25 protein-coding genes are annotated in these 22,894 nt (G+C 72.2%); 17 read left to right on the forward strand and 8 right to left on the reverse strand.

The window, feature by feature from the left end; all coding sequences use genetic code 11:
• The first annotated feature begins 147 nt into the window (after positions 1-147).
• From ACH442_RS19495 to ACH442_RS19515, 5 genes are all read left to right on the forward strand, one after another.
• A complete protein-coding gene (locus tag ACH442_RS19495) occupies positions 148-1,284 on the forward strand; it encodes an NAD(P) transhydrogenase subunit alpha (RefSeq protein WP_396339444.1) in 1,137 nt (378 codons plus the stop codon).
• Positions 1,281-1,565 carry an NAD(P) transhydrogenase subunit alpha gene (locus ACH442_RS19500; protein WP_396339445.1) on the forward strand — a complete coding sequence of 95 codons (285 nt, stop codon included), beginning with the start codon at positions 1,281-1,283 and terminating at the stop codon, positions 1,563-1,565. The genes ACH442_RS19495 and ACH442_RS19500 overlap by 4 nt, the downstream gene beginning before the upstream one ends.
• The gene (locus ACH442_RS19505) at positions 1,562-2,950 is read left to right on the forward strand and encodes an NAD(P)(+) transhydrogenase (Re/Si-specific) subunit beta (protein WP_396339446.1); all 1,389 of its coding nucleotides are present in this window, start codon (positions 1,562-1,564) and stop codon (positions 2,948-2,950) included. The genes ACH442_RS19500 and ACH442_RS19505 overlap by 4 nt, the downstream gene beginning before the upstream one ends.
• Before the next feature lie 115 nt (positions 2,951-3,065).
• Positions 3,066-3,731, forward strand: coding sequence for a CBS domain-containing protein (locus ACH442_RS19510; RefSeq protein WP_396339447.1), 666 nt, complete (start codon positions 3,066-3,068; stop codon positions 3,729-3,731).
• A 163-nt stretch (positions 3,732-3,894) separates the two neighbouring features.
• Complete coding sequence (locus ACH442_RS19515; protein WP_396339448.1) at positions 3,895-4,107, forward strand: DUF1918 domain-containing protein; 213 nt, start codon at positions 3,895-3,897, stop codon at positions 4,105-4,107.
• A 73-nt stretch (positions 4,108-4,180) separates the two neighbouring features.
• Here the strand turns inward: ACH442_RS19515 and ACH442_RS19520 are convergent, their stop codons facing one another.
• Together ACH442_RS19520 and ACH442_RS19525 are read right to left on the reverse strand one after the other, a co-directional pair.
• Positions 4,181-4,399, reverse strand: coding sequence for a hypothetical protein (locus ACH442_RS19520; RefSeq protein ID WP_396339449.1), 219 nt, complete (start codon positions 4,397-4,399; stop codon positions 4,181-4,183).
• A gap of 20 nt (positions 4,400-4,419) precedes the next feature.
• The gene (locus ACH442_RS19525) at positions 4,420-5,313 is read right to left on the reverse strand and encodes a class I fructose-bisphosphate aldolase (protein ID WP_396339450.1); all 894 of its coding nucleotides are present in this window, start codon (positions 5,311-5,313) and stop codon (positions 4,420-4,422) included.
• A 232-nt stretch (positions 5,314-5,545) separates the two neighbouring features.
• Between ACH442_RS19525 and ACH442_RS19530 the strand changes: the two genes are divergently transcribed.
• Genes ACH442_RS19530 through ACH442_RS19570 form a run of 9 tightly spaced genes read left to right on the forward strand, consistent with a single transcriptional unit; the run spans position 5,546 to position 15,356 of the window.
• Entirely contained in the window at positions 5,546-6,925 is a 1,380-nt protein-coding gene (locus ACH442_RS19530; RefSeq protein WP_396339451.1) for an exopolysaccharide biosynthesis polyprenyl glycosylphosphotransferase, read from the forward strand.
• A gap of 3 nt (positions 6,926-6,928) precedes the next feature.
• Positions 6,929-8,239 carry an O-antigen ligase family protein gene (locus ACH442_RS19535; protein WP_396339452.1) on the forward strand — a complete coding sequence of 437 codons (1,311 nt, stop codon included), beginning with the start codon at positions 6,929-6,931 and terminating at the stop codon, positions 8,237-8,239.
• Complete coding sequence (gene murJ / locus ACH442_RS19540) at positions 8,236-9,753, forward strand: murein biosynthesis integral membrane protein MurJ (protein WP_396339453.1); 1,518 nt, start codon at positions 8,236-8,238, stop codon at positions 9,751-9,753. Before ACH442_RS19535 ends, murJ begins: the two co-directional genes overlap by 4 nt.
• Positions 9,743-10,459, forward strand: a complete 717-nt coding sequence (locus ACH442_RS19545; protein WP_396339454.1) for a polysaccharide deacetylase family protein — start codon at positions 9,743-9,745, stop codon at positions 10,457-10,459. The genes murJ and ACH442_RS19545 overlap by 11 nt, the downstream gene beginning before the upstream one ends.
• Entirely contained in the window at positions 10,456-11,562 is a 1,107-nt protein-coding gene (locus ACH442_RS19550) for a glycosyltransferase (RefSeq protein WP_396339455.1), read from the forward strand. Before ACH442_RS19545 ends, ACH442_RS19550 begins: the two co-directional genes overlap by 4 nt.
• Positions 11,559-12,356: a Wzz/FepE/Etk N-terminal domain-containing protein gene (locus ACH442_RS19555; RefSeq protein WP_396339456.1), complete on the forward strand. Its 798-nt coding sequence runs from the start codon at positions 11,559-11,561 to the stop codon at positions 12,354-12,356. The genes ACH442_RS19550 and ACH442_RS19555 overlap by 4 nt, the downstream gene beginning before the upstream one ends.
• The gene (locus tag ACH442_RS19560) at positions 12,353-13,480 is read left to right on the forward strand and encodes a GNAT family N-acetyltransferase (RefSeq protein ID WP_396339457.1); all 1,128 of its coding nucleotides are present in this window, start codon (positions 12,353-12,355) and stop codon (positions 13,478-13,480) included. The genes ACH442_RS19555 and ACH442_RS19560 overlap by 4 nt, the downstream gene beginning before the upstream one ends.
• Positions 13,477-14,574, forward strand: coding sequence for a glycosyltransferase (locus ACH442_RS19565; protein ID WP_396339458.1), 1,098 nt, complete (start codon positions 13,477-13,479; stop codon positions 14,572-14,574). Before ACH442_RS19560 ends, ACH442_RS19565 begins: the two co-directional genes overlap by 4 nt.
• On the forward strand, positions 14,571-15,356 hold the full coding sequence (locus tag ACH442_RS19570) for a family 16 glycosylhydrolase (protein WP_396339459.1): 786 nt from the start codon (positions 14,571-14,573) through the stop codon (positions 15,354-15,356). The genes ACH442_RS19565 and ACH442_RS19570 overlap by 4 nt, the downstream gene beginning before the upstream one ends.
• A 47-nt stretch (positions 15,357-15,403) precedes the next feature.
• Here ACH442_RS19570 and ACH442_RS19575 read toward each other — a convergent pair whose 3' ends face one another.
• Together ACH442_RS19575 and ACH442_RS19580 are read right to left on the reverse strand one after the other, a co-directional pair.
• Positions 15,404-15,877, reverse strand: a complete 474-nt coding sequence (locus tag ACH442_RS19575) for a nitroreductase/quinone reductase family protein (protein WP_396339460.1) — start codon at positions 15,875-15,877, stop codon at positions 15,404-15,406.
• Positions 15,878-16,052: 175 nt separating this feature from the next.
• A complete protein-coding gene (locus tag ACH442_RS19580; protein WP_396339461.1) occupies positions 16,053-16,862 on the reverse strand; it encodes a hypothetical protein in 810 nt (269 codons plus the stop codon).
• Positions 16,863-17,095: 233 nt separating this feature from the next.
• Here ACH442_RS19580 and ACH442_RS19585 point away from each other — a divergent pair, with 233 nt between their 5' ends.
• Positions 17,096-17,752: a DUF2202 domain-containing protein gene (locus ACH442_RS19585; RefSeq protein WP_396339462.1), complete on the forward strand. Its 657-nt coding sequence runs from the start codon at positions 17,096-17,098 to the stop codon at positions 17,750-17,752.
• A gap of 35 nt (positions 17,753-17,787) precedes the next feature.
• Here ACH442_RS19585 and ACH442_RS19590 read toward each other — a convergent pair whose 3' ends face one another.
• Together ACH442_RS19590 and ACH442_RS19595 are read right to left on the reverse strand one after the other, a co-directional pair.
• On the reverse strand, positions 17,788-19,164 hold the full coding sequence (locus ACH442_RS19590; protein ID WP_396339463.1) for an ATP-binding protein: 1,377 nt from the start codon (positions 19,162-19,164) through the stop codon (positions 17,788-17,790).
• Entirely contained in the window at positions 19,154-19,843 is a 690-nt protein-coding gene (locus ACH442_RS19595; protein WP_396339464.1) for a response regulator transcription factor, read from the reverse strand. Before ACH442_RS19595 ends, ACH442_RS19590 begins: the two co-directional genes overlap by 11 nt.
• Before the next feature lie 191 nt (positions 19,844-20,034).
• Between ACH442_RS19595 and ACH442_RS19600 the strand changes: the two genes are divergently transcribed.
• Positions 20,035-20,268 carry a hypothetical protein gene (locus ACH442_RS19600; protein ID WP_396339465.1) on the forward strand — a complete coding sequence of 78 codons (234 nt, stop codon included), beginning with the start codon at positions 20,035-20,037 and terminating at the stop codon, positions 20,266-20,268.
• Positions 20,269-20,328: 60 nt separating this feature from the next.
• Entirely contained in the window at positions 20,329-20,487 is a 159-nt protein-coding gene (locus tag ACH442_RS19605) for a hypothetical protein (RefSeq protein ID WP_396339466.1), read from the forward strand.
• 116 nt (positions 20,488-20,603) lie between these two features.
• Here the strand turns inward: ACH442_RS19605 and ACH442_RS19610 are convergent, their stop codons facing one another.
• Both ACH442_RS19610 and ACH442_RS19615 read right to left on the reverse strand, forming a co-directional pair.
• Positions 20,604-22,064, reverse strand: coding sequence for a DUF4389 domain-containing protein (locus tag ACH442_RS19610; protein ID WP_396339467.1), 1,461 nt, complete (start codon positions 22,062-22,064; stop codon positions 20,604-20,606).
• Between the two features lie 15 nt (positions 22,065-22,079).
• Entirely contained in the window at positions 22,080-22,682 is a 603-nt protein-coding gene (locus ACH442_RS19615) for a chemotaxis protein CheB (protein WP_396339469.1), read from the reverse strand.
• Positions 22,683-22,894 lie beyond the last annotated feature (212 nt).

A 22,894-nucleotide genomic window follows, 5' to 3' on the forward strand; every position in this document is an offset into this window, starting at 1 on the left:
GCCGGGCCGGGCCGGTGGCCGGCCCGGCCGTCGGGGCGACGGTTCGCACCGAGCGCCGGGAACGTCGGGCCCTTCGCCCCTGACCGGGAAGGGCACCGGCTCGTAGCGTCGGCGGTGACCGGTGCGCCCGCTGCGAAGGAGCCGGCGATGACCACGGTAGGAGCACTGCGGGAGACGGCAGAGCACGAACGCCGGGTGGCGCTGACCCCGGACGTGGCCCGGCGTCTGTCCGAGCGGGGCGTCACGGTGCTGGTCGAGAACGACGCCGGGACGCGAGCCGGATTCGGGGACGAGCAGTATCGCAAGGCCGGTGCCACGCTCGGTGACCGCGCCCGGGTGTACCGCGACAGCGAGGTGCTCGTCTGCGTCATCCTCCCCCCGGACGCCGACGGCGCCCGGTCCGGGCAGACGCTGATCGGCCTGCTCGATCCGTTGGGCGACCCGGCCGCGATGCTGCGGCTGGCCACCGCCGGCGTGACCGCGATCAGCCTGGATCTGGTGCCCCGCAACCTGTCCCGGGCGCAGCCGATGGACGCGCTCACCTCGCAGGCCAACGTGGCCGGCTACAAGGCCGCGATCGTGGCGGCCGCAGCGTACGGCGGCTACTTCCCGCTGCTGATGACCGCGACCGGCACCGTCCGGCCGGCCCGTGTCCTGGTTCTCGGCGCGGGCGTCGCCGGGCTGCAGGCCATGGCGACGGCCCGGCGGCTCGGCGCGGTCGTCACGGGATATGACGTGCGCGAGGCGGCGCACGCGGACATCACCTCCACCGGCGCGGCGCTACTCGACCTGGGCGGTTCCTCCGTGTCCTCGGCCGACGGCTACGCGCGCGCCCTCACCGCTGACGAGAGCGCCGCGCAGCAGCGGGCGCTGCAGGCCGCGGTCGCCGGCTTCGACGTGGTGATCACCACCGCGCGGGTGCCCGGGCATCGGCCGCCCGTGCTGATCCCCGCGGCCGCGCTGACCGGCATGCGACCGGGCTCGGTCGTCGTCGACCTGGCCGCCGGTCCGCTCGGCGGCAACGTCGAGGGCGTGGCCCCGCACAGCACCGTGCTGATCGGAGGTGTCAGCCTGATCGGTCCCGGGGATCTGGCGGCGTCCGTGCCCTCGGCGGCCTCCACCGCGTACGCGCGAAATGTCCTCGCTCTTCTCGGCACGCTGATGCCGGGCGGTGTGCCGGCGCCGGACCTGACCGACGAGATCCACGCCGCGGTGACGGTCGCCCGCGGCGGCGAGGTCGTCCATCCCGTCGTTCGTGAGCTGCTGGAGGAGAGTGTGTCGTGACCCCGCTGCTGATGGCGGATCTGACCGTCTTCACGTTGAGCCTGCTGGTCGGCTTCGAAGTGATCAGCAAGGTGCCGGCCACCCTGCACACGCCGCTGATGTCCGGGGCCAACGCCGTGCACGGCGTCGTGCTGATCGGCGTGATGCTCCTGGCCCTGACCGCCACCACGGCCGGTGGCTACCTGCTGCTCGGTGTCGCCGCGTTCTTCGGTGCGGCCAACGTCGCCGGGGGTTACGCCGTCACCGACCGCATGCTGGCCATGTTCCGGAGCCGGTCATGACCGTCTTCGACACCATCGTCCACCTCGTCTACCTGGCCTGCGCCACGATGTTCGTCCTGGGACTTCACCTGATGAACGCGCCGTCGACCGCTCGTCGCGGCAACCGCCTCTCCGCCGCCGGCATGCTGGTCGCGATCGGTGCCACCGCCGCTGTCCTGATCGAGAACGGTCAGCTGACCCCCATGGCGGTCGTCGTGCTGACCGCCGGCACAGCCGCCGGAGCAACAGCCGGGATGGTCGCCGCCCGGCGGATCCGGATGACGGCGATGCCGCAGCTGGTCAGTCTGTTCAACGCGGTCGGCGGCGGGGCGGCCGCCCTGATCGCCCTCGGTGACCGGGCCACCGGCGTGCCGGCCGCCGTCACCGGTGCCCTCGACGTGATCATCGGCGGCATCACCTTCAGCGGGTCCCTGATCGCCTCGGGCAAACTGGCCGGGCGGATTCCCGGGCGTCCGATCGTGACACCCGGTGGCCGGGCCGGTGCCGCGCTGCTCGCGGCCGCGGCTGTGGGCCTGGCCGTGTTCGCCGGGCCGGAGCGCGCCCCGGTGGCGCTCGCCGGGGTCGCGGCCTGCGCGCTGGCGGTCGGGGTCCTGGTCACCCTGCCGATCGGCGGCGCCGACATGCCCGTGGTGATCTCGCTGCTCAACGCGTGCACCGGCACGGCCGTGGCGATGGCCGGATTCGTACTCGGAAGCACCCCGCTGATCATCGCCGGCGCCCTGGTCGGCGCGGCCGGCGCGATCCTCACCAAGCTCATGGCCGACGCCATGAACCGGCCGGTCCGCGCGATCATCTCCGGCGGGTACGGCAGCGGCGACGCGGCCACGGCCGCCTCGATCCCCGGCACGGCCGACGTGCGCCGGGTCAGCGCCGAGGACGCGGCCATCCAGCTCGCGTACGCCACCAGGGTCGTCATCGTCCCGGGCTACGGTCTCGCCGCCGCCCAGGCTCAGCACGAGGTGGTCGCCCTGACGAAGGTCCTCATCGCCCACGGGGTCGAGGTCAGCTACGGCATCCACCCCGTCGCCGGCCGCATGCCCGGCCACATGAACGTGCTGCTGGCCGAGGCCGATGCCCCGTACGATCAGCTCAAAGACCTCGACGAGATCAACCCGGTGTTGCCCGCCACGGACGTCGCGCTCGTCGTCGGCGCCAACGACGTCACGAACCCGGCGGCGCGGCGCCCCGGCAACGCGATCTCCGGGATGCCCATCCTCGACGTGGACAAGGCCCGCAGCGTCATCGTGATCAAACGGTCACTCGGCCACGGGTACGCCGGGATCGACAACGAGCTCTACCACGATCCGCGCACCGCGATGCTCTTCGCCGACGCCAAGGCGGGACTGACCGCGCTGCTCGCAGCGGTGCAGACCTACGCCCGGTAAGCGTTGCCCCTCCGGTTCCGCGGACGGCACGGGTCGCGTGGCCTGCGACCAGCAGTCGACGGACCCTGCCGCGCTGCCCTCGAGGCGGCCTAGTGTCGACGGTGGAGGGATTGCCATGAAGGTCTGGCATGTACGTGATGTGATGACCGCACACGTCTTCGCTGTGCGGCCGGACGCCTCCTTCCGGGACGTGGCGGAGCTGCTGGTGAGCCGATCGGTCGACGCCGTGCCGGTGGTCGACGGACGAGGTTCGATCCTGGGCGTGGTGTCGGAGTCCGATCTGCTTCCCAAGCTGCAGATGCCGGCCGGGACCTCGCCGGACCGGAGACGCCGGCGGACCTGGCGGCGCAAGGCGGCCGCTCGCACCGCCGCCGAACTGATGACCGCGCCCGCTGTAGTGGCGCACCTGGACACGAGCCTGCGCGATGCCGCGCGGCGGATGCACGAGGCCGGCGTCAGACAGCTGCCGGTCGAGGACGAACTGGATCGCTTGGCGGGGATGGTCAGCCGCGGCGACCTGCTGTGGATACAGCGGCGTCCGGACCAGCAGCTGATGGCCGAGATACGGTCGATCGTGGACGAGGGCCTGATCGGCGAGAGCCTGGCTTCGGTGGACGCCGAGGTGAACGACGGCAGCGTGGTGCTGAGCGGGCGCGCCGAGCGGCGGTCGACCGCCGAGATGCTGGTGAGTGCGGTCGCGGCGGTCCCCGGCGTGATCGAGACATCCGACCAGATCGCCTACGACTTCGACGACTGTGCCACGTCCGCGGGTGAGCGCTGACAGCACCATCGCTCACCCGGCCGGAGGCCGCGTCGACCGGGAATTCTCCGGTAGCAGGTGAGCCGCCCACCCGCCGACCGGGGACCTTCGGCCCTTGGCGATCACGGTGAGCCGGACACAGGCTCGCAGGGAGAACCTCACGTGTCCGAACGGAGGAACGACCATGAAGGCGAACATCGGCGATCGGATCATCATCGAGGGAAAGCATCTCGGCGACTCCCGGCGGATCGGCATCATCACCGGCGTTGCCCACAACGACGGGAGCCCGCCGTACGACGTACGGTGGCTGGAGGACGGGTACACCAGTGTGGTCATCCCGGGTGCCGAGGCGCGGATCGAACCGGCGCCGGGGGAGAACCCGGCCACCTCCGGTTGACCGGCGGCGAAGCCGCATGCCCGAAGTCCTCCTGCCACTACTGGCAGGAGGACCAGTCATGCCACCACCGGGTTCAACTGCCGAGGAATCGCAACAGGTCGTGGACGACGAAGACCGGCCAGACGATTGCCTTGAGCACTCCGAGGACTCCGATCCAGAAGCCGTCGGCCGCGCCGATGTAGTAGATCAGTGCGCCGATCACGCCGAGTCCGTACACAGCGCCACCGCCGGCCCCGGCCGGGGCACCGCGCGACTGCTTCGCCTCGTTCATCACGTCCCTCCCTTCGGTCATGCGTGCTGGGTCTCGGCTGCTCACGACGTGGGGTACTTGGCCAGAATCTCCCGCAACTGCCCCACCAGACGCAGGGAAGCGTCATGATCGCGCTGCCAGACGTTGCGACCGAAGATCAGCCCGGTCGCCCCGGCGGCCATCGACTCGTGCGCCTTGGTCAGCATCGCCTCGTCGCCGGCCTTGCTGCCGCCGGAGACCAGCACCAGCGTGCGTCCCGCCGCGCGGACCACGGCCTGCATCGCCTGCTCGGCGCTGAACTCGGCCGTGTAGGCCGGCGGGACCTCGGCCCGCTTCTCCGGATGCGGGAAGTTGACCTTGACGACGTCCGCGCCGAGTTCGCTGGCCACGCGGGCCGCGTAGTGCACGGCGTAGAACGAGTCCTTGCCGCCCTTGTGCTCGATTGCCTCGCCTCGCGGGTACGCCCAGACGATCAGCGGCATCCCGAAGCGCTGCGCATCACGCCGCACCTGGTGCAACTGCGTGCAGTCGGCGGCCTGCGCCGGTGATCCGACGTACAGCGTGTAACCGACCGCGTCGGCGCCGAGCCGCACCGCGTCCTCGACGGAGGCGTGCAGCGGCGAGAGGGCCTGCCCGTCCGGCGGGATGTCGGTCTTGCCGTTCAGTTTCAGGATCAGCGGCACTTCGCCGGCGTAGTCCCAGTAGAACTTCTCGGCGAGGCCGATCTGGACGGCGATGCCGTTGAAGCCGCCCTCGAGGGCAAGCTTCACGATGTACCGCGGATCGGTGGCGGCCGGGTCCGGGAAGAAGTCCCGGGGTCCGTGTTCCAGGCCCTGGTCGTACGGCAGGAACAACGCCGTGCCGTTGCCGAGCCCGTGCTGGTAGAGGATGCGGTGCAGCCGGGCCCGCTTGCCCGCACTCAGACCGCATTCCGACAGGCGCAGTCGCGTGGTCATCGCGATACTCCCTTCCTCGGCCTCCACCTTCGATCGCGGCCCGGCCTGCCGGTCAGGGCCGGTCGGCCCGCGTGGGCGCGATCCGGTTCGCGTTATTCAAGGAAACCGGCACGGGAGGAACCTCCGGCACCTCAGGTCATGACGGAAGTCGATGCTTGCGAGTCGTTCGGATCTGCCGGTGCGGCACTCGCGCTGTCACGCTGGCGGGGAGAGACGAACCTGGGGAAGCACCGTGTCCCGATCTGACATCACGGCCCGCCTCAGCACCACCAGGACTCCGGTCACCGCACCGAAGGCCCCGGGGCTCGTGCCGGTACGCAAGGTCCGAAGCGGCATCGGCGAGATCGCGATCCTGTTCATCCTGGACGTGCTCGCCGCCGTCGTCGTGACCGTCGCCACCCGCGCAGCCTGGCCGATCGTGCTGCTGCCACTGGCGCTGGCCGCCGCCGGACTCTACCGCGCGCGTCTGCACTTCTCCGCGCTCGACGATCTGCCGCGAGTGATCCTGGCGATTGCGGTCGCCGCAGCCGCTCTCCACTGGCTCACCCCGTTTCCCGGGCCGAGCCGGACCGTGCTCGGGGTGCTGCTGGCAGCGGTTCTGCTCGCCCGCACGACCGGCTACAGCCTTCTGCGCGCGCACCGGCGTAGCTCGCCCGGCCGGGCGGCGATCATCGTGGGCAGTGGTGACCTGGCGGTACGGGTCGCGACCGCACTGCGCGAGGACCGATCGTGCGGGTTGACCCCGGTCGGGTTCGTGGGTCCGCGTGCGCTCGCGCAGCGCGACCTGCCGGTGCTGGCCCCGGTGACGGACCTGGAACGAGCTGTCACCCGGTACCGGCCGTTGCACCTGATCGTCGCCTACCCGGCGATGCCCGACAGCGAGCTGGTCACGAGGTTGCGGCACTGCCGCCGGCTGGGCGTGACCGTGCACGTGGTCCCGAGGCTGCACGAGCTCGCCGTCGGTAGCCGCGGAGCGGACCTGGTCCGTGGCATCCCGCTGACCCGGCTGCGTCCCGAACCGGTGCAGCAGCGCCGCTGGCGGCTCAAGCGGCTCGTCGACGTCGTCGGCGCCGCGACCGCGCTGGTGCTGCTCTCACCGTTGCTGCTGCTCTGCGCGGTCGCGGTGAAAGTCGAGTCGGGGCGGCACGCCGTCATCTTCCGGCAGGAGCGGGTCACCCGCGACGGAGCACCGTTCACCATCCGTAAGTTCCGATCACTGACCCCCGTGGACGAGGCCGAGTCGTGCCGCCGCTGGAACATCGACACCGACGCGCGGGTCGGCCGGGTCGGGCGGATGCTGCGCAACTCCTCGCTGGACGAGCTGCCGCAGCTGGTCAACGTACTGACCGGCAGCATGTCCCTGGTCGGGCCGCGACCCGAACGGCCGCACTTCGCCGACCTGTTCGGACGCGTGTACAACGGCTACCCGGACCGTCACCGGGTCCCTGCCGGGATCACCGGCTGGGCCCAGATCCACGGCTTGCGCGGGGACACCTCGATCGAGGACCGCGTCCGCTTCGACAACTACTACATCGAGCACTGGTCCCTCGGCCTCGACCTGAAGATCATGCTGCGCACTCTCGGCAGCATGCTCCACAAGCCGCGGGGGTGAGCCATGCGACCGCGACTCCCGCTGAGCCGGCCGAGCGTGCTGGTCGCCGCCACGGTCCTGCTGGTCTGCCTGCCCATCGGGACCGACGACGTGACCAGGTCACAGCTCAGCCCGGCCGACGTCGCCGCCGGTCTGGCCGTCACGGCTGTCGCCGTGCGACTGCTCGGCGGATCACGCGCCGGCACACGACGGAGCCGGCTGCCGTTCGCCGTCGCCCTGGCGGCCTTCGCGGTGGCGACCGTGACCGCGACGGACGTGTCCACCAGCGTCCTCGGCTTCGTCCGTTACACCGAGATCTTCGTGCTCGTCCCGCTGGCGGTCGCGCTGTCGCTGCGTGACCGGTTCGACGTACGCCTGGTGGCAGGATCGATCGTCGCGGTGAGCGTCGCCGAAGGCGGCGTCGGCGTCTACCAGTACCTCACCCGTACCGGTGCGTCGTACGCCGGTGCGTACATCCGTGCGATCGGCACCTTCGGGCCCGGACAGGTCATGGCCCTCGCCTCGGTGCTCGGGTACGGGATCGTCGTCACCCTGGCCTTCGCCTTGGCGGCCCGCGGCCCGGTCCGGCCGGCGGTGATCGTCCTCGCCGCTCTGTTGACGGTCCCGCTTGCTCTTACCCTGAGCCGTGGCGCCTGGGTCGCCACCACGATCGGCGTGCTGACGGTGCTCGCTGCGGCGAACTGGCGGCTGGCCGCCGGCGTGGCCGGTGCCGGCGTGCTGCTGCTGATCACCGTGTCGCTCACCGCGGGAAGCGACCCGGCCGAGGGCACGTTCGTGCAGCGGGTCGTCAGCATCGCCGGCTCCGGCAGCACCCCGGACCAGTCCGTGCTCGACCGCTACGCGCTGTGGCGGACCGCTGCCGCGATCTGGGCCGACCACCCGATCCTCGGAGTCGGTATCAAGGACTTCGCCGGTTACCGCGACTCCTACGCCTCGGTGGCGCTGTCGGCCGGCAGCGACATCGGCGACCCGTCCACCGGCATGGGCCGCGAGCCGCTGCTGTCCGCCCACAACCAATACCTGCAGGTCGTCAGCGAGCAGGGCACCGTCGGGCTGGTCGCGTTCAGCGGGTTGCTCGCCGCGCTGGCGACAGGCGCCGTACGTCGCGTCCCGTCCACACTGCCGGGGCCCGAGCAAAAATTCCTTGATCTCGCCGCACCCGGCATCATGGCCTGGACCCTGGTCGACTTCGTCTACGGCGATCTGGGTGGTGGCCCCGGCGCGGTCCTGCTGGCGGTGCTGCTCGGCCTGGCCGCGCGGCGTGCTCTGATCGTGCCCGCCCCGGCCCCGGCCGCAGTGACGGTGACGCCATGAGCACCACCACGCTGGCCAAGGCAGCGCTCCTCACCGTCGCGATCTCGCTGAGCGGCACGGCACTGGGGCTCGGCCGCGATCTGCTGCTGGCCCGCTACTTCGGTGCCGGGGGCGGCACCGACGCGTTCCTGGTCGCGTGGACCGTGCCCGAAACGGCGTACGTGCTGGTCGTCGAGGGCGCGATGTCGTTGCTGATGATCCCGGCGTTCAGCGCGGTCCTTGCCCGTGACGGCGACGCGCGCACGGTGGTGGCGGCCACCCTGCCCCGGATCGCGCTCGTCCTGGTCACCCTGTGCACCGCGGTCCTGGCCGGAGCCCCGCTGCTGGTCCGCGCGCTGGCACCGGGCCTGGGCAGCCAGGACCTGGCCGTCAGCTGCACCCGCTGGACCGCCCTGACCATCCTGACCTTCGGCGTGGCCGGCTACCTGAGCGCAGCCCTGCGCGCCCATCAGGTGTTCGCCGCGCCAGCAGCGCTCACCCTGGTGTACAACATCGGCATCGTCGGCTGCATGGTGCTCCTGCACGCCCGTTCCGGGGTGGTCGGTGCTGCCGCCGGTGTCGCCGTCGGCGGACTGTTCATGGTGCTCGTCCAGGTGCCGGCGTACCTGCGCAGGGTCGGCCTGCCACGCCGCTGGCGGCTCAGCGGCTCGGCCCTGACCGCGGCCGCGGTCCTTCCGGTGGTCGTCTACACGCTGACCCGGCAGGCGCAGGTCTTCGTCGAACGCTTCGTCGGCTCCGGGCTGCCCACGGGAACCATCTCGCACCTCAACTACGCGCAGAAGATCGACCAGATCCCGATGCTCGTCGCGCTGCTCATCTGCGCGGTCACCTTTCCCACCCTCGCCCGTGACGTCGCCGCCGGTGACGTCGCCGAAGCCCGCCGACGGGTCGAGGCGGACCTGCGCACGGTCACGGCGCTGATCCTGGTCTCGGTCGCCTTTCTCATCGCGTACGCACCGCAGGTCGTCGCTGTTCTGCTGCAGCACGGCGCGTTCACCGAGGCGGACACCGGCGCTACCGCCACGCTCGTGCGCGTCTATGCCCTGGGGGTGCTCGGCCACTCGCTGGTCGGGGTGCTCGCCCGTCCGTACTACGCGGACGGCCGGCGGACCTGGTTCCCGGTCGGAGCGATGGCGGCCGGGCTCGGTCTGACCGCCCTGCTCGCCGTGCTCGGGACCCCGGTCCTGGGGGCGTCCGCCATCGCGGCGGCCAACGGCATCGGGATCAGCACCACCGCGGTGGTGCTGTTGCACGGGCTGCACCGCAGGGTGCTGCCGATCTCGATGCGCTCGGTCCTGGGCCCGGCGGCCCGGCTCGCGGTGGTCGGCGCTGTCGCGTGTGCCGCCGGGCTGATCGCCGCATTCCTCACGGCCGGGCTCGCACCCCTGCTGCAGGCGGTCGTGGGCGGCGTCGTCGTGCTCGCCGTGTTCGCCGCGCTGGCCCATCTCGCCGGATTTCCCGAGATCACCGCGGCCGTCACAGCCATCTCCCGGAGGTTGCACCATGGCCGCTGAATTCGCCCCGTTCGTGCTCATGCACCACTCGGTGCAGGACTACGACATCGACCCTTACCAGGTGACCGTGCGGCCCGGCCGCTTCGAGGAGCAGTTGCGGTGGCTGCGCCGGCACGGACGGCGGGGCGTGTCGGTCCGTGAACTGCTGCGCTCGCGCCACGCCGGCCGGGGCGCCGGGCTGGTCGGCCTGACCTTCGACGACGGATATGCCGACTTCGCCACGCAGGTGCTGCCGGCCCTCACCCGGTACGGCTTCACCGCCACCGTGTTCGTCGTCGCGGGCGCGCTCGGCGGTGCGAACACCTGGGACGACCCCGGTCCCCGCAAACGCTTGCTGACCGCTGCCCAGGTACGCCAGGTCGCCGCGGCCGGCATCGAAGTCGGCTCGCACGGCCTGCACCACGTACACCTGCCCCGGCTGACCCCCGCGGACCTGTGCGAGCACCTGTCCCGCAGCCGCCAGATCCTCGCCGGTCTGACCGGTGAGGAGGTGATCGGCTTCTGCTACCCGTACGGTGCGGCCGGCCCCCGGGAGATCGAGGCCGTTGCCGCAGCCGGCTACGAATACGCCTGCACGGCGGGCCGGAACCGGCCGGCCGGTCGCCTCACCCTGCCGCGCACGTTCATCGGCGACCGGGACAACTCGGCGCGCCTCTACGCCAAGTTGCTGCGGCACCACCTCACCGCCGGGCGGGTGCCGGCATGAGAGTCCTGCATGTGATCACCGGACTGAACGCCGGCGGGGCCGAGCACCAGCTGCGGCTGCTGCTACGCCGGATGTCCGCTGACTGCGAGGTCGCCACCCTGTCGAATCCCGGCGTGGTGGCCCGTGCGATCCGTGCGGACGGCACCGTGGTGCACGAAGTCCTCATGAACGGCAACCGGGACGTCACCGTCGTGCCCCGTCTCGCTCGCCTCATCCGCCGTCGCGGCTTCGACCTGGTCCACACCCACCTCTACCGGGCCTGCGTCTACGGCCGGGTCGCGGCCCGGCTCGCGGGCGTGCCCGTGGTGGCCACTGAGCACTCGCTCGGCGACGGCATCATCGAGGGCCGAAGGACTTCAGCCGGCGTACGGGCCCTTTACCTGGTCACCGAGCGGCTGGGCCGGATGACGATCGCGGTCTCCGGCGTGGTCGCCGCGCGGCTGCTCGCCTGGGGTGTGCCCGCCCACCGGATCGCCGTCATCCCGGACGGCATCGACCCCGCCGAGTTCCGCTTCGATCCGCACCTGCGTCTCACCGCCCGGTCCCGCCTCGGCGTCGCCACCGGCGAGCAGGTCATCGGGGCGGTCGGGCGTACGGTGACCGGCAAACGCTTCGACCTGCTCGTCCAAGCGCTGCCGAACCTGCCGGACACCGTCCTGCTCCTGGTCGGCGACGGCCCGGCGGCACCCGCACTTCGGGAGCAGGCCGGCCGGCTCGGCGTGGCCGACCGGCTCGTCCTGACCGGTGAGGCCACCGGCATCCGCGAGCTGTACTGCGCCATGGACCTGTTCGCGTCCCCGTCGCCGCAGGAGACCTTCGGTCTGGCGGTTCTCGAAGCACTGGCCAGTGGGCTACCCGTGGTGTATGCGTGCTGCCCGGCGCTCGACGACATCCCGGCCGGCGGTGTGGCGCTGCGGGTCGACACCCCCGAGGCGATGCCACGCGCGCTGGCCACCGTACTGATCGGGCTCCGCGGGCACGACCGGGTCCGGTCAGCGGTTCCGCCGGTGGTGGACCACTACGACATCGCGCGGCTCGCCGGTGCGGTGACGGATCTCTACGAGCACATCGTGCCGTCCGTCCTGGAAGGGGATCGTCTGTGAACACGTCATCGCCTCTGCGCCGGGGGCTCCGGCGGCTCGTTCTGATCATGGTGCTCACGGTGGCCGGTGGCGCGGCCGGCGCGACGTACGCGGCGGTGAAGACCCCCACCTACACGGCGAAGGCCTACCTGGTCGCGACCGCCTCCCGTAGCGATCCGGCGACCGCGCTGAACTTCGCGCAGGCTTATGGCCGCATCGCCACCAGCGGTCCGGTGCTCGCCGTCGCCGCGAACCGGCTCTCCGACACCTCCGGGCTCTCCTCGGTGCGCGCGGCCACCTCACCCGACGCCCCGGTTGTCGAACTCGTCGCCACCAGCGACGACGCGCAGCACGCCGCCGACCTCGCCAACGCGGTGGCCCGGGGGCTCGCCGAGTACGCGTCCAAACACGGCACGGACACCACGGTGAAGCTGTCGGTGCTGGCCGCAGCAACCGTGCCGGACCGGCCCACGTCGCCGAAACCTCCGTGGGAACTGGCGATCGGCGCCGCCGCGGGCCTGCTGATCGGCGGGCTGATCGCCCTGGGTGGAGGCGGCGGTGGAGAGCCGGCGCCCGAGCCCGGCCACGTCGAGCGCTCGCCCCGCGCCGGCCGCGCCCCGATGCCGCCGACTGCCGCGACCCGGACAGCCGCAATACCCCTCTTCTCGATGCCACCGGTCGAAGAGGACGCCACGGCGATGACCGACATCCTGCGGCCCGTTGCGGAGCAACCGGTCTCGCCCGCCGTGGGCAGCGTGCCCAGCCGGGCCGTGGGGCGGGTCCCGGTGGACGAACCGGAGGAGGAGCAATCATGATCGTGCTGGCCGGAGCCGGATGGACGGCCGAGACCCGGGGCGACGACGCATTCCGTGAGCTGCGCGACGACTGGGAGGACCTGTACCACCGTTGCCCGGCGGCGTCACCCTTCCAGTCGTACGGGTGGCTGGACGCCTGGTGGCACGCCTACGCAGAACCGGGCCGTCTGCGTCTCGTCCTGATCCGCCGGGACGGCAGGCTCGTCGCCGCGGCGCCGCTGATGCTGTCACACCGCGCCGGTACCCGCGTTCTCGTGCCACTCGGAGGCACGCTGGCCGACTACACCGAGGTCTTGATCGCCGACGACCTCGCCGGTCCGGCGGCCCGGGCCCTGGCCGACGCTCTGCTGCGCGAACCCGGCTGGCGAGCGATCGACCTGCCCGAGACGCGGCCCGGCGCGACGACCGGCACAGCGTTCTGGGACGCCTGGCCGGGGCACCGCTACCGGATCGCCTCGTCGGTGTGCCAGCACCTACCAGCACTCCCGTGGGACGATTTCGTCGCGTCACTGCCCGGACGGCAACGCCGGCACGCCCGGCACGCACTGGTCACGCTGAACCGCTCCGGGCTGGTACGGCACGAGGTCACCGCGGGCGAGGCGGATCGAGCGGTGCCGGAGCTGCTGCGGCTGCACGCGCTGCAGTGGCGGGGCCGGGGCATCAACCCCGAGCACCTGACCGAGGAGTTCGCGGCGTACCTGGGCCGGGCCGTGACCGCGATGCTCGCTGCCGGGCAGGCGGTGCTGGTCGAGCATCGTGACGGCGACCGGGTGAAGACCTCTCACCTGGCCTTCGTCGGGCACGACGCGTTGGACGGCTACCTGTACGGGGCGGACCCGGCGCTGCGCCGGGGGATGGACCTGACCGTGATGATGCTGGCCGATGCCGTACCGCGGGCGCACCGGCTCGGGTTGTCCGCGATGAGCTTCCTGCGGGGTGAGGAACCGTACAAGGATCGCTGGCGGCCGCAGCGCGAGCGCAACGAGCGGGTCCTGCTGATCCGGCCGGGAAGTCCCGCGGGTATGGCCTACGCCCTCCGCGTCCGGGCCTGGCGGGCCGCCGTGGCAGCGGCGAAGAAGCACGCGCCGTGGTTGCGGACGGTCCGTGATCGGATCCGGGCGTGACCGTCACCGTGCTGCACGTGGCCCAGCCCACCGAAGCCGGGGTGGCCCGATACGTCCTCGGCGCCTGCCGTCACCAGCGTGCCCACGGGTGGCGGGTCACCACCGCCTGCCCGGACGGCGGAGGGCTCGCCGCCGCCCTGCGCCGGGCGGGCGTGCCTCGCCTTCGCTGGGCCGCCACCCGCGGCCCCGGCCCGGCGTCGCTCGGCGAGATCGCCCGGCTGCGGGCGCTGATCCGGACGGTCCGGCCGGACGTGGTGCACCTGCACGCGTCGAAGGCGGGCCTGGCCGGCCGTCTGTGGCCGACAGCGGGGGTGCCGGTCCTGTTCCAGCCGCATGGTTGGTCCTGGCTGGCCGTCGACGGTCCGCTGCGCTGGGCCTGCGTGCGGTGGGAGCGGTTCGCGGCGCACCGGACCGACCTGCTGATCTGTGTCGGCGACGGCGAGGCGGAACAGGGCCGCGCGGCCGGGATCGCAGGCCGGTGCACCGTGGTCCGCAACGGCGTGGACCTGGAGCGTTTCCAGCCCGCGAACGCGGCGGAGCGGTTCGCCGCCCGTACCCGGCTGGGTGTGCCGATCGACGTGCCGCTGGCCGTCTGCCCGGGCCGGTTGACCCGGCAGAAGGGGCAGGACGTGCTGCTGGAAGCCTGGCCGGCGGTCCGGGCTGTCTGTCCGCGGGCCGGCCTGGCGGTGGTGGGCGAGGGTGACCTCGGGCCGCGGCTGCGGGCGGGCAACACGCCCGGCGTCAGCTTCGCCGGAGCAGTCGAGGACGTACGGGACTGGCTCGCGGCCGCCGACGTCGTCGTGCTGCCGTCGCGGTGGGAGGGGCTTTCGCTGGTCCTGCTCGAAGCGATGGCCACCGGCCGCAGCGTCGTCGCCAGTGACGTCCCCGGGCTGAGGGAAGCGCTTCTCCCGGGCGCCGGCGCACAGGTCCCGCCCGATGATCCACAGGCGCTGGCCGAGGCGCTGAGCCGGCGGCTGCTCGACCCGGCGGCCTGCGAGGCCGAGGGCGAGCAAGGAGCGCGGCACGCCGCGCAATTCGACCTACGGCGTACGTACGAGCAGCTCACCGCCCGTACCGAGGAGGTGTTGCGGTGATCGGCCGGCTGCTGGCGCTCGTGGTTGTCCTCGTTCTGGGCGGCTGCGGCGCTCCCGTGGTCCCCGCGGCGAGCCCGCAGCCGCTGGGCATGCCCGGCGACTGGCGACTGGCGTTCAGCGACGAGTTCGACGGGGCGGTCCTCGACCCGCGGCGCTGGTCCGACCACTCCAGTGCCGAGCCGGACGACGGCCACGGCAACCCGGGCAACGAGCAACTCGAGTGGAATCAGGCCGCGAACTGCCGGGTCGGCGACGGGCTGCTGACCATGACGGCCCGTCGCGAGCGGGTGACCTCCGCGGCGTCCGGGCAGACCTATGCCTGGACGTCCTGCCTGATCAGCAGCGCCCCGGCGTACCACTTCCGGTATGCGTACGTGGAGGAGCGTGCGATCTTGCCCGCTGACCGCGGTTTCTGGCCCGCGTTCTGGACCTGGCAGGCCGACGGCGTGGATCGGCACACCGAGACCGACGTGTACGAGTACTACTCGGACAATCCTCGGATGCTCTACGCCACTCAGTTCTCCGGAGCGGGCGGCAGATGCGAGTGGCGTCCGGCCTTCCATCCCGCGGACGGCTGGCACACCTACGGCGTGACGATCGAGGCGTCCGGTACCACCTGGTACGTCGACGGCGTACGAGTCTGTCGCACCGCGGCGACCTCGGACGGACTGACCGCGCTCATCTCCAACCTGGCGGTCTACTCCCGCATCCCACCCGATCCGGCCACGGCGACCGCGGTCAAGCGGGTGGATCACATCCGGGTGTGGACGCCCGTCGGGTAACCCCGCAATGGCCGCGCCGCGAGAGGATGGCCGGGTGTCGCCGGCTGTCAGGCCGGCCCGAGCGGCTCCAGGACGACGACCGGAGTCTCCGAGTAGCGCAGCGCTGCGTACTCGTCCAGCTTCTTGTCGACCTGCCGCCACCGGTCCCACAGCCGGTCACGTTCGGGGCCCGTGGCGGCACGGCCGAGCGCACGGTACCGGCCGTCGGCCGAGACCACCGTCACCTCCGGATGCGCCTGGAGGTTCAGCCACCAGGCGGGCGCGCCGTCACCCCACCCGTTCATCGCCAGGGTGACCAGGTTCGGACCGTCCTCGAGGTAGCCGAGGACGACGCTGCGTTCACGCCCGGTGCGCCGCCCCGTGGTGGTCAACCGCAGGGCACCCCAGCCGCCGGTGCGTGGCTTCCACAGCCCCACCCTGCCGCCGGAAACCCGGTAGACGCTCCGATGCGCCGCCCACGCGGTGCGGACGAACCAGCGTGGTGGCAGCCAGGGTTTGCGTGTCCGGGGCTCGACCGGCATGGCGACCTCCCACCGTGGTGGCGAACTGCCGTTTCCTGCAGGCAGGCTAGACGCGGCCATGGGCCACCCGGCAGAGCCGGAAGACCCCACCCGGTGGCCATCGTCGCTCGTCGGGTTCGCGCTGCGGTCGGATGCCGGCTCCCTTCGGGGCGGTCGGTGGTGACCGGGGGGACATTCACAGCGGGATCAGGCGAGCGGCCAGCGCGACCGCCGAGAGATCCCCCTCGCGCAGGCTGCTGGCGGCACCTGCTTCGCCGTAGGTCTCCAGCCGCTGGGCGGACGCGTCGATGAGGGGCTGGTCGCCGTCGAGGATCCGCTGGGCGAAACGCGCCTGAGCCGGGCTGAGCTCGGCGTACGCGCACCGGTCCAAAGCGGTGATCGTCTGCTCGTCGAGGGTTCCGGCCAGCGCCCGGCCGGTGACCACCTTCAGCAGCCAGGTGGGCCACCAGCCGTACTTGCCGATGGCCCGGCCGGCCCGGACGGCCATGGCCGGCGGCTGCCCGGCGCCGAGCAGCCGCAGGGTCAGCGGCACATCCAGCCGGTCCAGGAGCAGCGCGGCGACGAACGCCTTGAACAGGGCGGTGGTACCCACATAGGGCTCGACCCGGGCCGCCGCCTCGGCCCACCGGCCGGTCAGCACCAGGCACAGCGCTTCGGCCTCGGCCGCCACCGGCTCATCCGACGTGGATCGTTCGTTGAGCCGCTCCACGGTGGCCAGCAGCCGCTCGGCGGCCTGACCGGCGCGCTCGGCCAGTTCCGGGCTGGCCGGCTTGTTCAGGTGCCGGACGGTGACGTCGGTGGCGATCCGCGCTTCCCGGCGCAGCAGCGGAGAGCTGATCCGCGGGATGATCACGTCGGCGAGGGCCTCGGTCATCGACGCGGTGTCCAGCCGTTCGGAGGCTTCCGGGAACTGCGCCCACCACGACGCCGGATGCTGACCGTACGTCCGGTCGGCGGCGAGGGAGGTCGCGGAGTGGCTCGACATGGTCGGCAACCCTCATTTCTTTCCGTGCGGATCCGCCCGGGGATCCGTAAGACTTTTCGGGGTGGCCTCCAGTTTTCGGCCGGACCGGGTGCGGGCCCAGTGTGGCCAGGTAGCAGCTGGGTTGCGACCGGCGAACTGCCCGGTGCGACATTCTCCACGCGTTCTGCACAGCGGTTGCACGCCGCCATCACGCCCGCCGGTCATGGTGAAGCGGTGACAGGAAGGGAGAAGTCATGAAGACCATCACCCGCCGCACCGCCACGGTTCTGGCGGCCGGCGCGCTCGGCCTGGGTGGGCTGGCGGTCGCGGCCCCGGCGCTGGCCGGCAACCCGTTCGGCGGCCCGGCCGTGACCAGCACCGCAGTGCCGGGCGGCAACGGCTTCGGCATGGGTTCCGGGTACGGCATGGGCGGCGGCCACCGGGACGGCACGTGCATGAGCGCCGGCCTCACCGCCGCGCAGGGCACGCTGACCGACGCGCAGAAGCGCACCCTGGCTTCCATGGCACCGGAGGAGAAACTCGCCCACGACTTGTACGTCGCCTTCGCCGGTCGCTACGACGAGGCGATCTTCGGCCACATAGCCATGTCCGAGTCGCAGCACCTGTCCATGGTCCGCACAGTGCTGCGGCGCTACGGGATCGCCGACCCGACCGTGAACCAGCCGCCCGGCACGTTCACCGACCCGGCGGTGCAGTCCACCTACGACAAGCTGCTCGCGCAGGGCGAGGGCGGCCTGTCCGCGGCTCTGGCCGCCGGGCAGCAGGTCGAACGCGACGACATCGCCGCGCTGACAGCCGCCCTGAGCGGGTTGACCGCCGCCGACGTCCAGCAGGTCTACAGCCGGCTGCTGGCCGCCTCGGAACGGCACCTGGCTGCCTTCACGCGATGACCGGCCCGGTGACGTCGCGGCCGCACCGCAAGGGATCAGTGGCCACGCCGCAGGGTGTCGTCACCGGCCGACGGTAGCCGGACGGTGACGCTCACCCCGCCGTCCGGCGCCGACGTGATGCCGGCCGTGCCGCCGTGGGCGGTCACGATCTCGCGTACGACGGCCAGCCCGATCCCGGAACCGGCGACCGTCGCGGCGCCGCGGCCACGCCACAGCCGGTCGAAGGCGTGCGGCAACTCGTCGGCGGCGATGCCCGGACCGGTGTCGGCGACCCGCAGCACGGCGGCCCCGTCCTCGGCCCGGACCGTCAGGTGCACCCGGTCACCGGGCCGGCAGTAACGGGCCGCGTTGGCCAGCAGATTGCTCACCACCTGATGCAGCCGGTCGGCGTCGCCGCGTACCGGCACCCGTCCGTCCAGTTCGGTGGTGACGACGAGCCCGGCAGCGTCCAGGCGTGGCCGCTCCGCTGCCAGCGCTTCTGCCGCCACCTGGCTGAGCTCGACCTCCGTCAGGTTCAGGGACAGGGCCGCTGCCTCGGCTGCCGACAGGTCGGCCAGGTCCTGCACGATGCGGCCCAGCCGCAACGACTGGTCGTGCAGGGCGGCCAGCCGTACCGGGTCGGGCTGCTGCAGTCCGTCGCGCAGTTCCTCCAACCCGGCCTGCAGCCCGGCCAGCGGCGTACGCAACTCGTGGGCGACATCCGCGGCCAGCCGCCGGCGTACCGTTTCGGCCTTGACGACCTCGTCGGCCATCGTGTCGAAGGCCTCGCCGAGCTCGCCGAGTTCACCCGGCGCCCGCAGCCGGGCCCGCGCCGAGCGATCACCGGCAGCGAATCGGTGGGCGGTCGCGGCCAGCGCGACGAGTGGCCGGGCCAGCCGCCGCGCGACGTAGGCACTGACCGCGAGCCCGGCCAGCACCGCGACCGCGGCCGCCCCGGCGATCCAGGACCAGGCCACGGTACGGCCACCGGCCGCGGCCGAGGGGAACGCCAGCCGGACACTGCCGATCGTCCGCCCGGCGACGGTGACCGCCGACTCGGCCGCCCCTCCGCCGTTGCCGTCCGCGCCGTGCATGCCGCCCATACCCGGCCCCATTCCGCGCCCGATCCACACCGTGCTCCCGTCGGCGTCCCGCACGGTGAGCCGAGCGCCGGCCGCGTCCGCGATCGCCGCCGCGGCGGTCAGGTCGGCGCTGCTCCAGCCGCCGGAGCGGGAGTACGCCTCCGCGGCCGCTGCCGCCACCCGCGTGGCGGTCCGCCGGCGGTCCTGCTGGGCGGCGCTGGACAGGCCCCGGTCGGTGGCCACCAGCGCGGCGCCGGTCAGCACCACCACCGACGACAACGCCACCAGCAGGAACGCGGCCAGCAGCCGCCGGCCCAGCGGACCGGTCAGCGGAGCGCGATCACTGGTCACGTGACCACCCGAGCCGGTAGCCGACTCCCAGCACGGTCTCCACGATCCGGGCGCCGTCCGGGCCCAGCTTGCGGCGCAGATTCTTCACATGGGAGTCGACGGTGCGCTCGTAGCCGGCGAACTCGTAACCACGTACCTGATTGATCAGCTCGTATCGCGAGTACACCCGTCCCGGGGTGGTGGCCAGCGCGGTCAGCAGACCCCACTCCGTCGGCGTCAGATCCAGGACGGCGCCGTCGAGTCGTACCTCGTGCCGCGCCTCGTCCACCCGCAATCGGCCGCCGAACGTCACCACCTCACCGGCGCCGTTGCCGCCCCGGGCGCGATGCAGCACCGCTTCGACCCGCAGCACCAGCTCGGTGGGGGAGAACGGCTTGGTCACGTAGTCGTCCGCGCCGCGGCGCAGCCCGTCGATCCGGTCCTCGACACCGCTGCGTGCGGTCAGGATCACCACCGGCACGTCCCGGTCCGTGCGGGCAACGGCCAGCACGTCGTGCCCGTCGATGTCCGGCAGCCCGAGGTCGAGCACGACCAGATCGACACCGCCGCCGGCGAGCAGGCCGACCGCCTCGGCACCGGACCCGGTGGTGTGCACCAGGTGACCGGCCCGCTGCAGATAGCGGCGGACCAGTTCCCGTAACTCCCGATCGTCCTCGACGACCAGGACGGTGCCCGGCATGCCTCCACCCTGCGCCACGGCCACGCTGAGAACCAGGGCCGACCGGCCCGGGGCGCACCCGGCGGAGGCGTCGGAACCGGGTGATCCGTCCCTTCCTCGCGAGACCGGGACCATCGGCCCTCGCCACCCGCCCGGTACCGGTCCACCGTTGAGGGACAGCGCCACGACGGCACCATCCACAGGAGGATCCGATGTGGCAACCCTTGCGAGAGTTCCTCGCCACCGTCAAAGAGTCCCTGGGCATCGAGGTTCCCGCTGTTCCCGATGCCGCAGATCAAGCAACCGATGCAGTGGCTGCCGCGACGGAGGTCGCCTCGAGCGTCGCAACTGACGCAACGACCGCCGCCGCCGATGCCACGGAAGCGGTCGGCGGGGCCGGTGACACCGTCACCGCCGCCGGGGAACAGGTCACCGGCAAGGTGTAGGACCTGCTCGGTCGTCTCGGCGAGTGAGCAGTCCCGACCGGCCCGCGGGAAGGAGAAGACATGCCGACGCTGTTGCAGCGCCTTCGGGAATTCCTCCGCAGTCCTCGTGGCAAGCAGCTGATCGAGCGGGGACGACAGGAACTGGCCGAGCCCGAGAATCAGCAGCGGGCCAGGCGACTGCTCGGCAAACTGCGTGACGGCCGCAAGCCACAACCTTGAGCCGGGCGCAACCACCTGGTCGACCGGCATCGCCGGATGCGTGGTAGTTGAACTGCGTTCTGGCGGAGACGTGAGTGGCGGCTCCCCGGCATCAGTGCCGGGGAGCCGCCGCACGCTCAGGTCGAGGCCGTCGACAGCGGCGGCGCCGGTTGCGGTGGTGGTTGCGGACCGGGTCCGGGCGGCTCGGCGCTGTGCCGGCGACCGAGGCCGACGCCGCCGAGCACGATCAGGCCGACGGCCAGCAGACCCGACACGATGCCGGCGACGAGCAGACCGGTGCCGAGCCCGCTCATCGCGGGCAGTTGCACCGCGCCGCGCACGTCCGCGGTCACGCCGGGGGAGCCGTCCGGGTTGGCGACCACGACGGCGTACTGCCCGTCGGTGACCTTCCAGTTGACCGTCGTCGAGCCGGTTCCGCCGGCCGAGGCCAGCCAGAACTGCTCGCTCGCGGGGCTCGCCACCGAGCGCGTCGTGCCACCGGCGCGGTCGTAGCGGGCCGTCCCGGACCGCATCCCGAGGAACTGGTCGTGGGCGGTCCCGCCGAGCCAGGCGTCGACGGCCTGCTGCGAGGCGATGCCGATGAAGACCGGCCGGCCCGCCGGTGCGGTCGCGGTCAGCCGCAGGCCGCCGACGTCGGCGACGTCGCGGGTCCAGACGTCGGCTGAGGTGATGGTCAGGTTCTCCGCGGTGATCGCCGCGGTGTTGCTGTGCAGGGCGACGGCCGGGCTGGTGACGTAGCCGGCGCTGTCACGTGCGGCATCCAGGGCCAGCACCGTGCCGCCACCGATGGTCAGCCCCACCGCGGGAAGCAGGATCAGCACGCCGATGACCAGGGCGGTGACCGGTCCGGCGGCGGACGGCCGGTGCGCCGGGACCGACGGGTCCGCCGGGACTGACGGGACCGACGGGTCCGTGTGGACCGGACCGATGGGTCCGTCCGGTGGTTCGGCGCCACCCTGGTCCAGGCGGAACGGCGGGTAGCGCGGGGTCAGCATCGTCAGGTAGGCGATGACCCGCAGTTGCCAGCGGGCGATGCCGACCAGCAGGTCGTGCAGGCCGGTCGGGAGCCGCCCGGTGAACAGCAGGGCGAGCCCGGCGATCAGCACCGCCGCGCCGAGCACGCTGATCGAGGTCCGGGTGTACCCCGGGCCCGCCCAGGTCGCTGTCGTGGTGAGCGCGCCGATGAGGATCAGGTGGGGCACCGCTGACAGCCAGGCGACCAGCGGCAGCCAGCGCGGAATCGGTTCGGGCTCGCCGACCGAGAACCGGGCCGGGTGGCCGGGGACGTCGGCCAGGGTGAACGGCGGGTACTGATCGGTGCCGAGCGCCTGGTAACCGTAGTAGCCGACGCGCCAGGTCCAGCGCAGCACCCCGATGGTGTAGGCGCGGATCGCGGCGGGACAGCGCCCGGTGAACAGGATCGCCACGTAGGCGACCAGGGTCAGCACCACGACCCCGGTCCAGAGCACGGCCAGGGCGATGACGTGCGGGATCAGCAGCAACCATTTGACGAGCCAGAGCCCTCGGCTCAGTGATTCGTCGCGATGAGCTTGCACACGTACGGGATAACGCTCCATCACTCCTCCCGGAGGTCAGCCGCCCACGAGTTTGAGGGGTGGGTCGGCGGTGATCGCCGTCAGCAGGCCGGCGATGCGCTCGACCGGGACGACGTGATCGATGATCTTGTCGCGGCTGATCGTCGCGTACGGCATCGCTGACACCGTCGACGTGGATCCGTCGACGGCCACGACGGTGCCGCCCAGCCGGTGGATCGCGGCGGCACCGGTCGCGCCGTCGTTGCCGTGACCGGACAGGAACACCGCGATCGCCCGGCGGCCGGCGGCCAGCGCCATGCTGGTCAGCAGCAGATCCGCCGACGGGCGATAGGGCGGCCGGTCGTCGGAGGGCACCAGCGTCACCTCGTAGGAGCAGTTCACCAGGGTGTGGAAGCCGGTCGGTGCGACCAGCACCCGCCCGGCGGCCAGGTGTCCGCCGTGGCAGGCGAACTCGACCGGCAGGCGGCTGGAGCGGTTCAGGATCTCGGCCAGCAGATCGCGGTGCGCCCGTGGGTCCTGACGGCGCAGCGTGATCACCGCGCCGGGGAAGTCCGGTGGCAACCCGGACAGGATCTCCTCGATCGCCGGCAGGCCACCGGCCGAGCACACCAGCGCGACGATCGGCATCGAACTGTGCATGGCGACGCCTCCGTTCCCTGGTTCTCACGGTGGAATGGCGTCGACGGCGGGGACAGGGCCGATCGGCATGTGTTCCGGCCACTCGACGCTGGTTGGCGCTTCACGGCCAGACGGGCGGCACTTGGCGTTCGGGGATGCGGATACTTCACCTGTCCGACACGGATCTGATTCGGGACGCCGGGCCCAACAACCACGGAGTGGACCCGGCGGCG

The organism is Actinoplanes sp. NPDC020271 (genome assembly GCF_044388125.1).
Lineage (GTDB): Bacteria > Actinomycetota > Actinomycetes > Mycobacteriales > Micromonosporaceae > Actinoplanes.

What these genes read in the sequence shown, in the direction of transcription:
- ACH442_RS19600 (WP_396339465.1), top strand. Translation starts at nt 20,035, where the DNA reads ATGTGGCAACCCTTGCGAGAGTTCCTCGCCACCGTCAAAGAGTCCCTG.
- ACH442_RS19535 (WP_396339452.1), top strand. Translation starts at nt 6,929, where the DNA reads ATGCGACCGCGACTCCCGCTGAGCCGGCCGAGCGTGCTGGTCGCCGCC.
- ACH442_RS19545 (WP_396339454.1), top strand. Translation starts at nt 9,743, where the DNA reads ATGGCCGCTGAATTCGCCCCGTTCGTGCTCATGCACCACTCGGTGCAG.
- ACH442_RS19580 (WP_396339461.1), bottom strand. Translation starts at nt 16,862, where the DNA reads ATGTCGAGCCACTCCGCGACCTCCCTCGCCGCCGACCGGACGTACGGT.
- ACH442_RS19575 (WP_396339460.1), bottom strand. Translation starts at nt 15,877, where the DNA reads ATGCCGGTCGAGCCCCGGACACGCAAACCCTGGCTGCCACCACGCTGG.
- ACH442_RS19550 (WP_396339455.1), top strand. Translation starts at nt 10,456, where the DNA reads ATGAGAGTCCTGCATGTGATCACCGGACTGAACGCCGGCGGGGCCGAG.
- ACH442_RS19520 (WP_396339449.1), bottom strand. Translation starts at nt 4,399, where the DNA reads ATGACCGAAGGGAGGGACGTGATGAACGAGGCGAAGCAGTCGCGCGGT.
- ACH442_RS19525 (WP_396339450.1), bottom strand. Translation starts at nt 5,313, where the DNA reads ATGACCACGCGACTGCGCCTGTCGGAATGCGGTCTGAGTGCGGGCAAG.
- murJ (WP_396339453.1), top strand. Translation starts at nt 8,236, where the DNA reads ATGAGCACCACCACGCTGGCCAAGGCAGCGCTCCTCACCGTCGCGATC.
- ACH442_RS19585 (WP_396339462.1), top strand. Translation starts at nt 17,096, where the DNA reads ATGAAGACCATCACCCGCCGCACCGCCACGGTTCTGGCGGCCGGCGCG.
- ACH442_RS19560 (WP_396339457.1), top strand. Translation starts at nt 12,353, where the DNA reads ATGATCGTGCTGGCCGGAGCCGGATGGACGGCCGAGACCCGGGGCGAC.
- ACH442_RS19505 (WP_396339446.1), top strand. Translation starts at nt 1,562, where the DNA reads ATGACCGTCTTCGACACCATCGTCCACCTCGTCTACCTGGCCTGCGCC.
- ACH442_RS19595 (WP_396339464.1), bottom strand. Translation starts at nt 19,843, where the DNA reads ATGCCGGGCACCGTCCTGGTCGTCGAGGACGATCGGGAGTTACGGGAA.
- ACH442_RS19605 (WP_396339466.1), top strand. Translation starts at nt 20,329, where the DNA reads ATGCCGACGCTGTTGCAGCGCCTTCGGGAATTCCTCCGCAGTCCTCGT.
- ACH442_RS19610 (WP_396339467.1), bottom strand. Translation starts at nt 22,064, where the DNA reads ATGGAGCGTTATCCCGTACGTGTGCAAGCTCATCGCGACGAATCACTG.
- ACH442_RS19515 (WP_396339448.1), top strand. Translation starts at nt 3,895, where the DNA reads ATGAAGGCGAACATCGGCGATCGGATCATCATCGAGGGAAAGCATCTC.
- ACH442_RS19615 (WP_396339469.1), bottom strand. Translation starts at nt 22,682, where the DNA reads ATGCACAGTTCGATGCCGATCGTCGCGCTGGTGTGCTCGGCCGGTGGC.
- ACH442_RS19495 (WP_396339444.1), top strand. Translation starts at nt 148, where the DNA reads ATGACCACGGTAGGAGCACTGCGGGAGACGGCAGAGCACGAACGCCGG.
- ACH442_RS19510 (WP_396339447.1), top strand. Translation starts at nt 3,066, where the DNA reads ATGAAGGTCTGGCATGTACGTGATGTGATGACCGCACACGTCTTCGCT.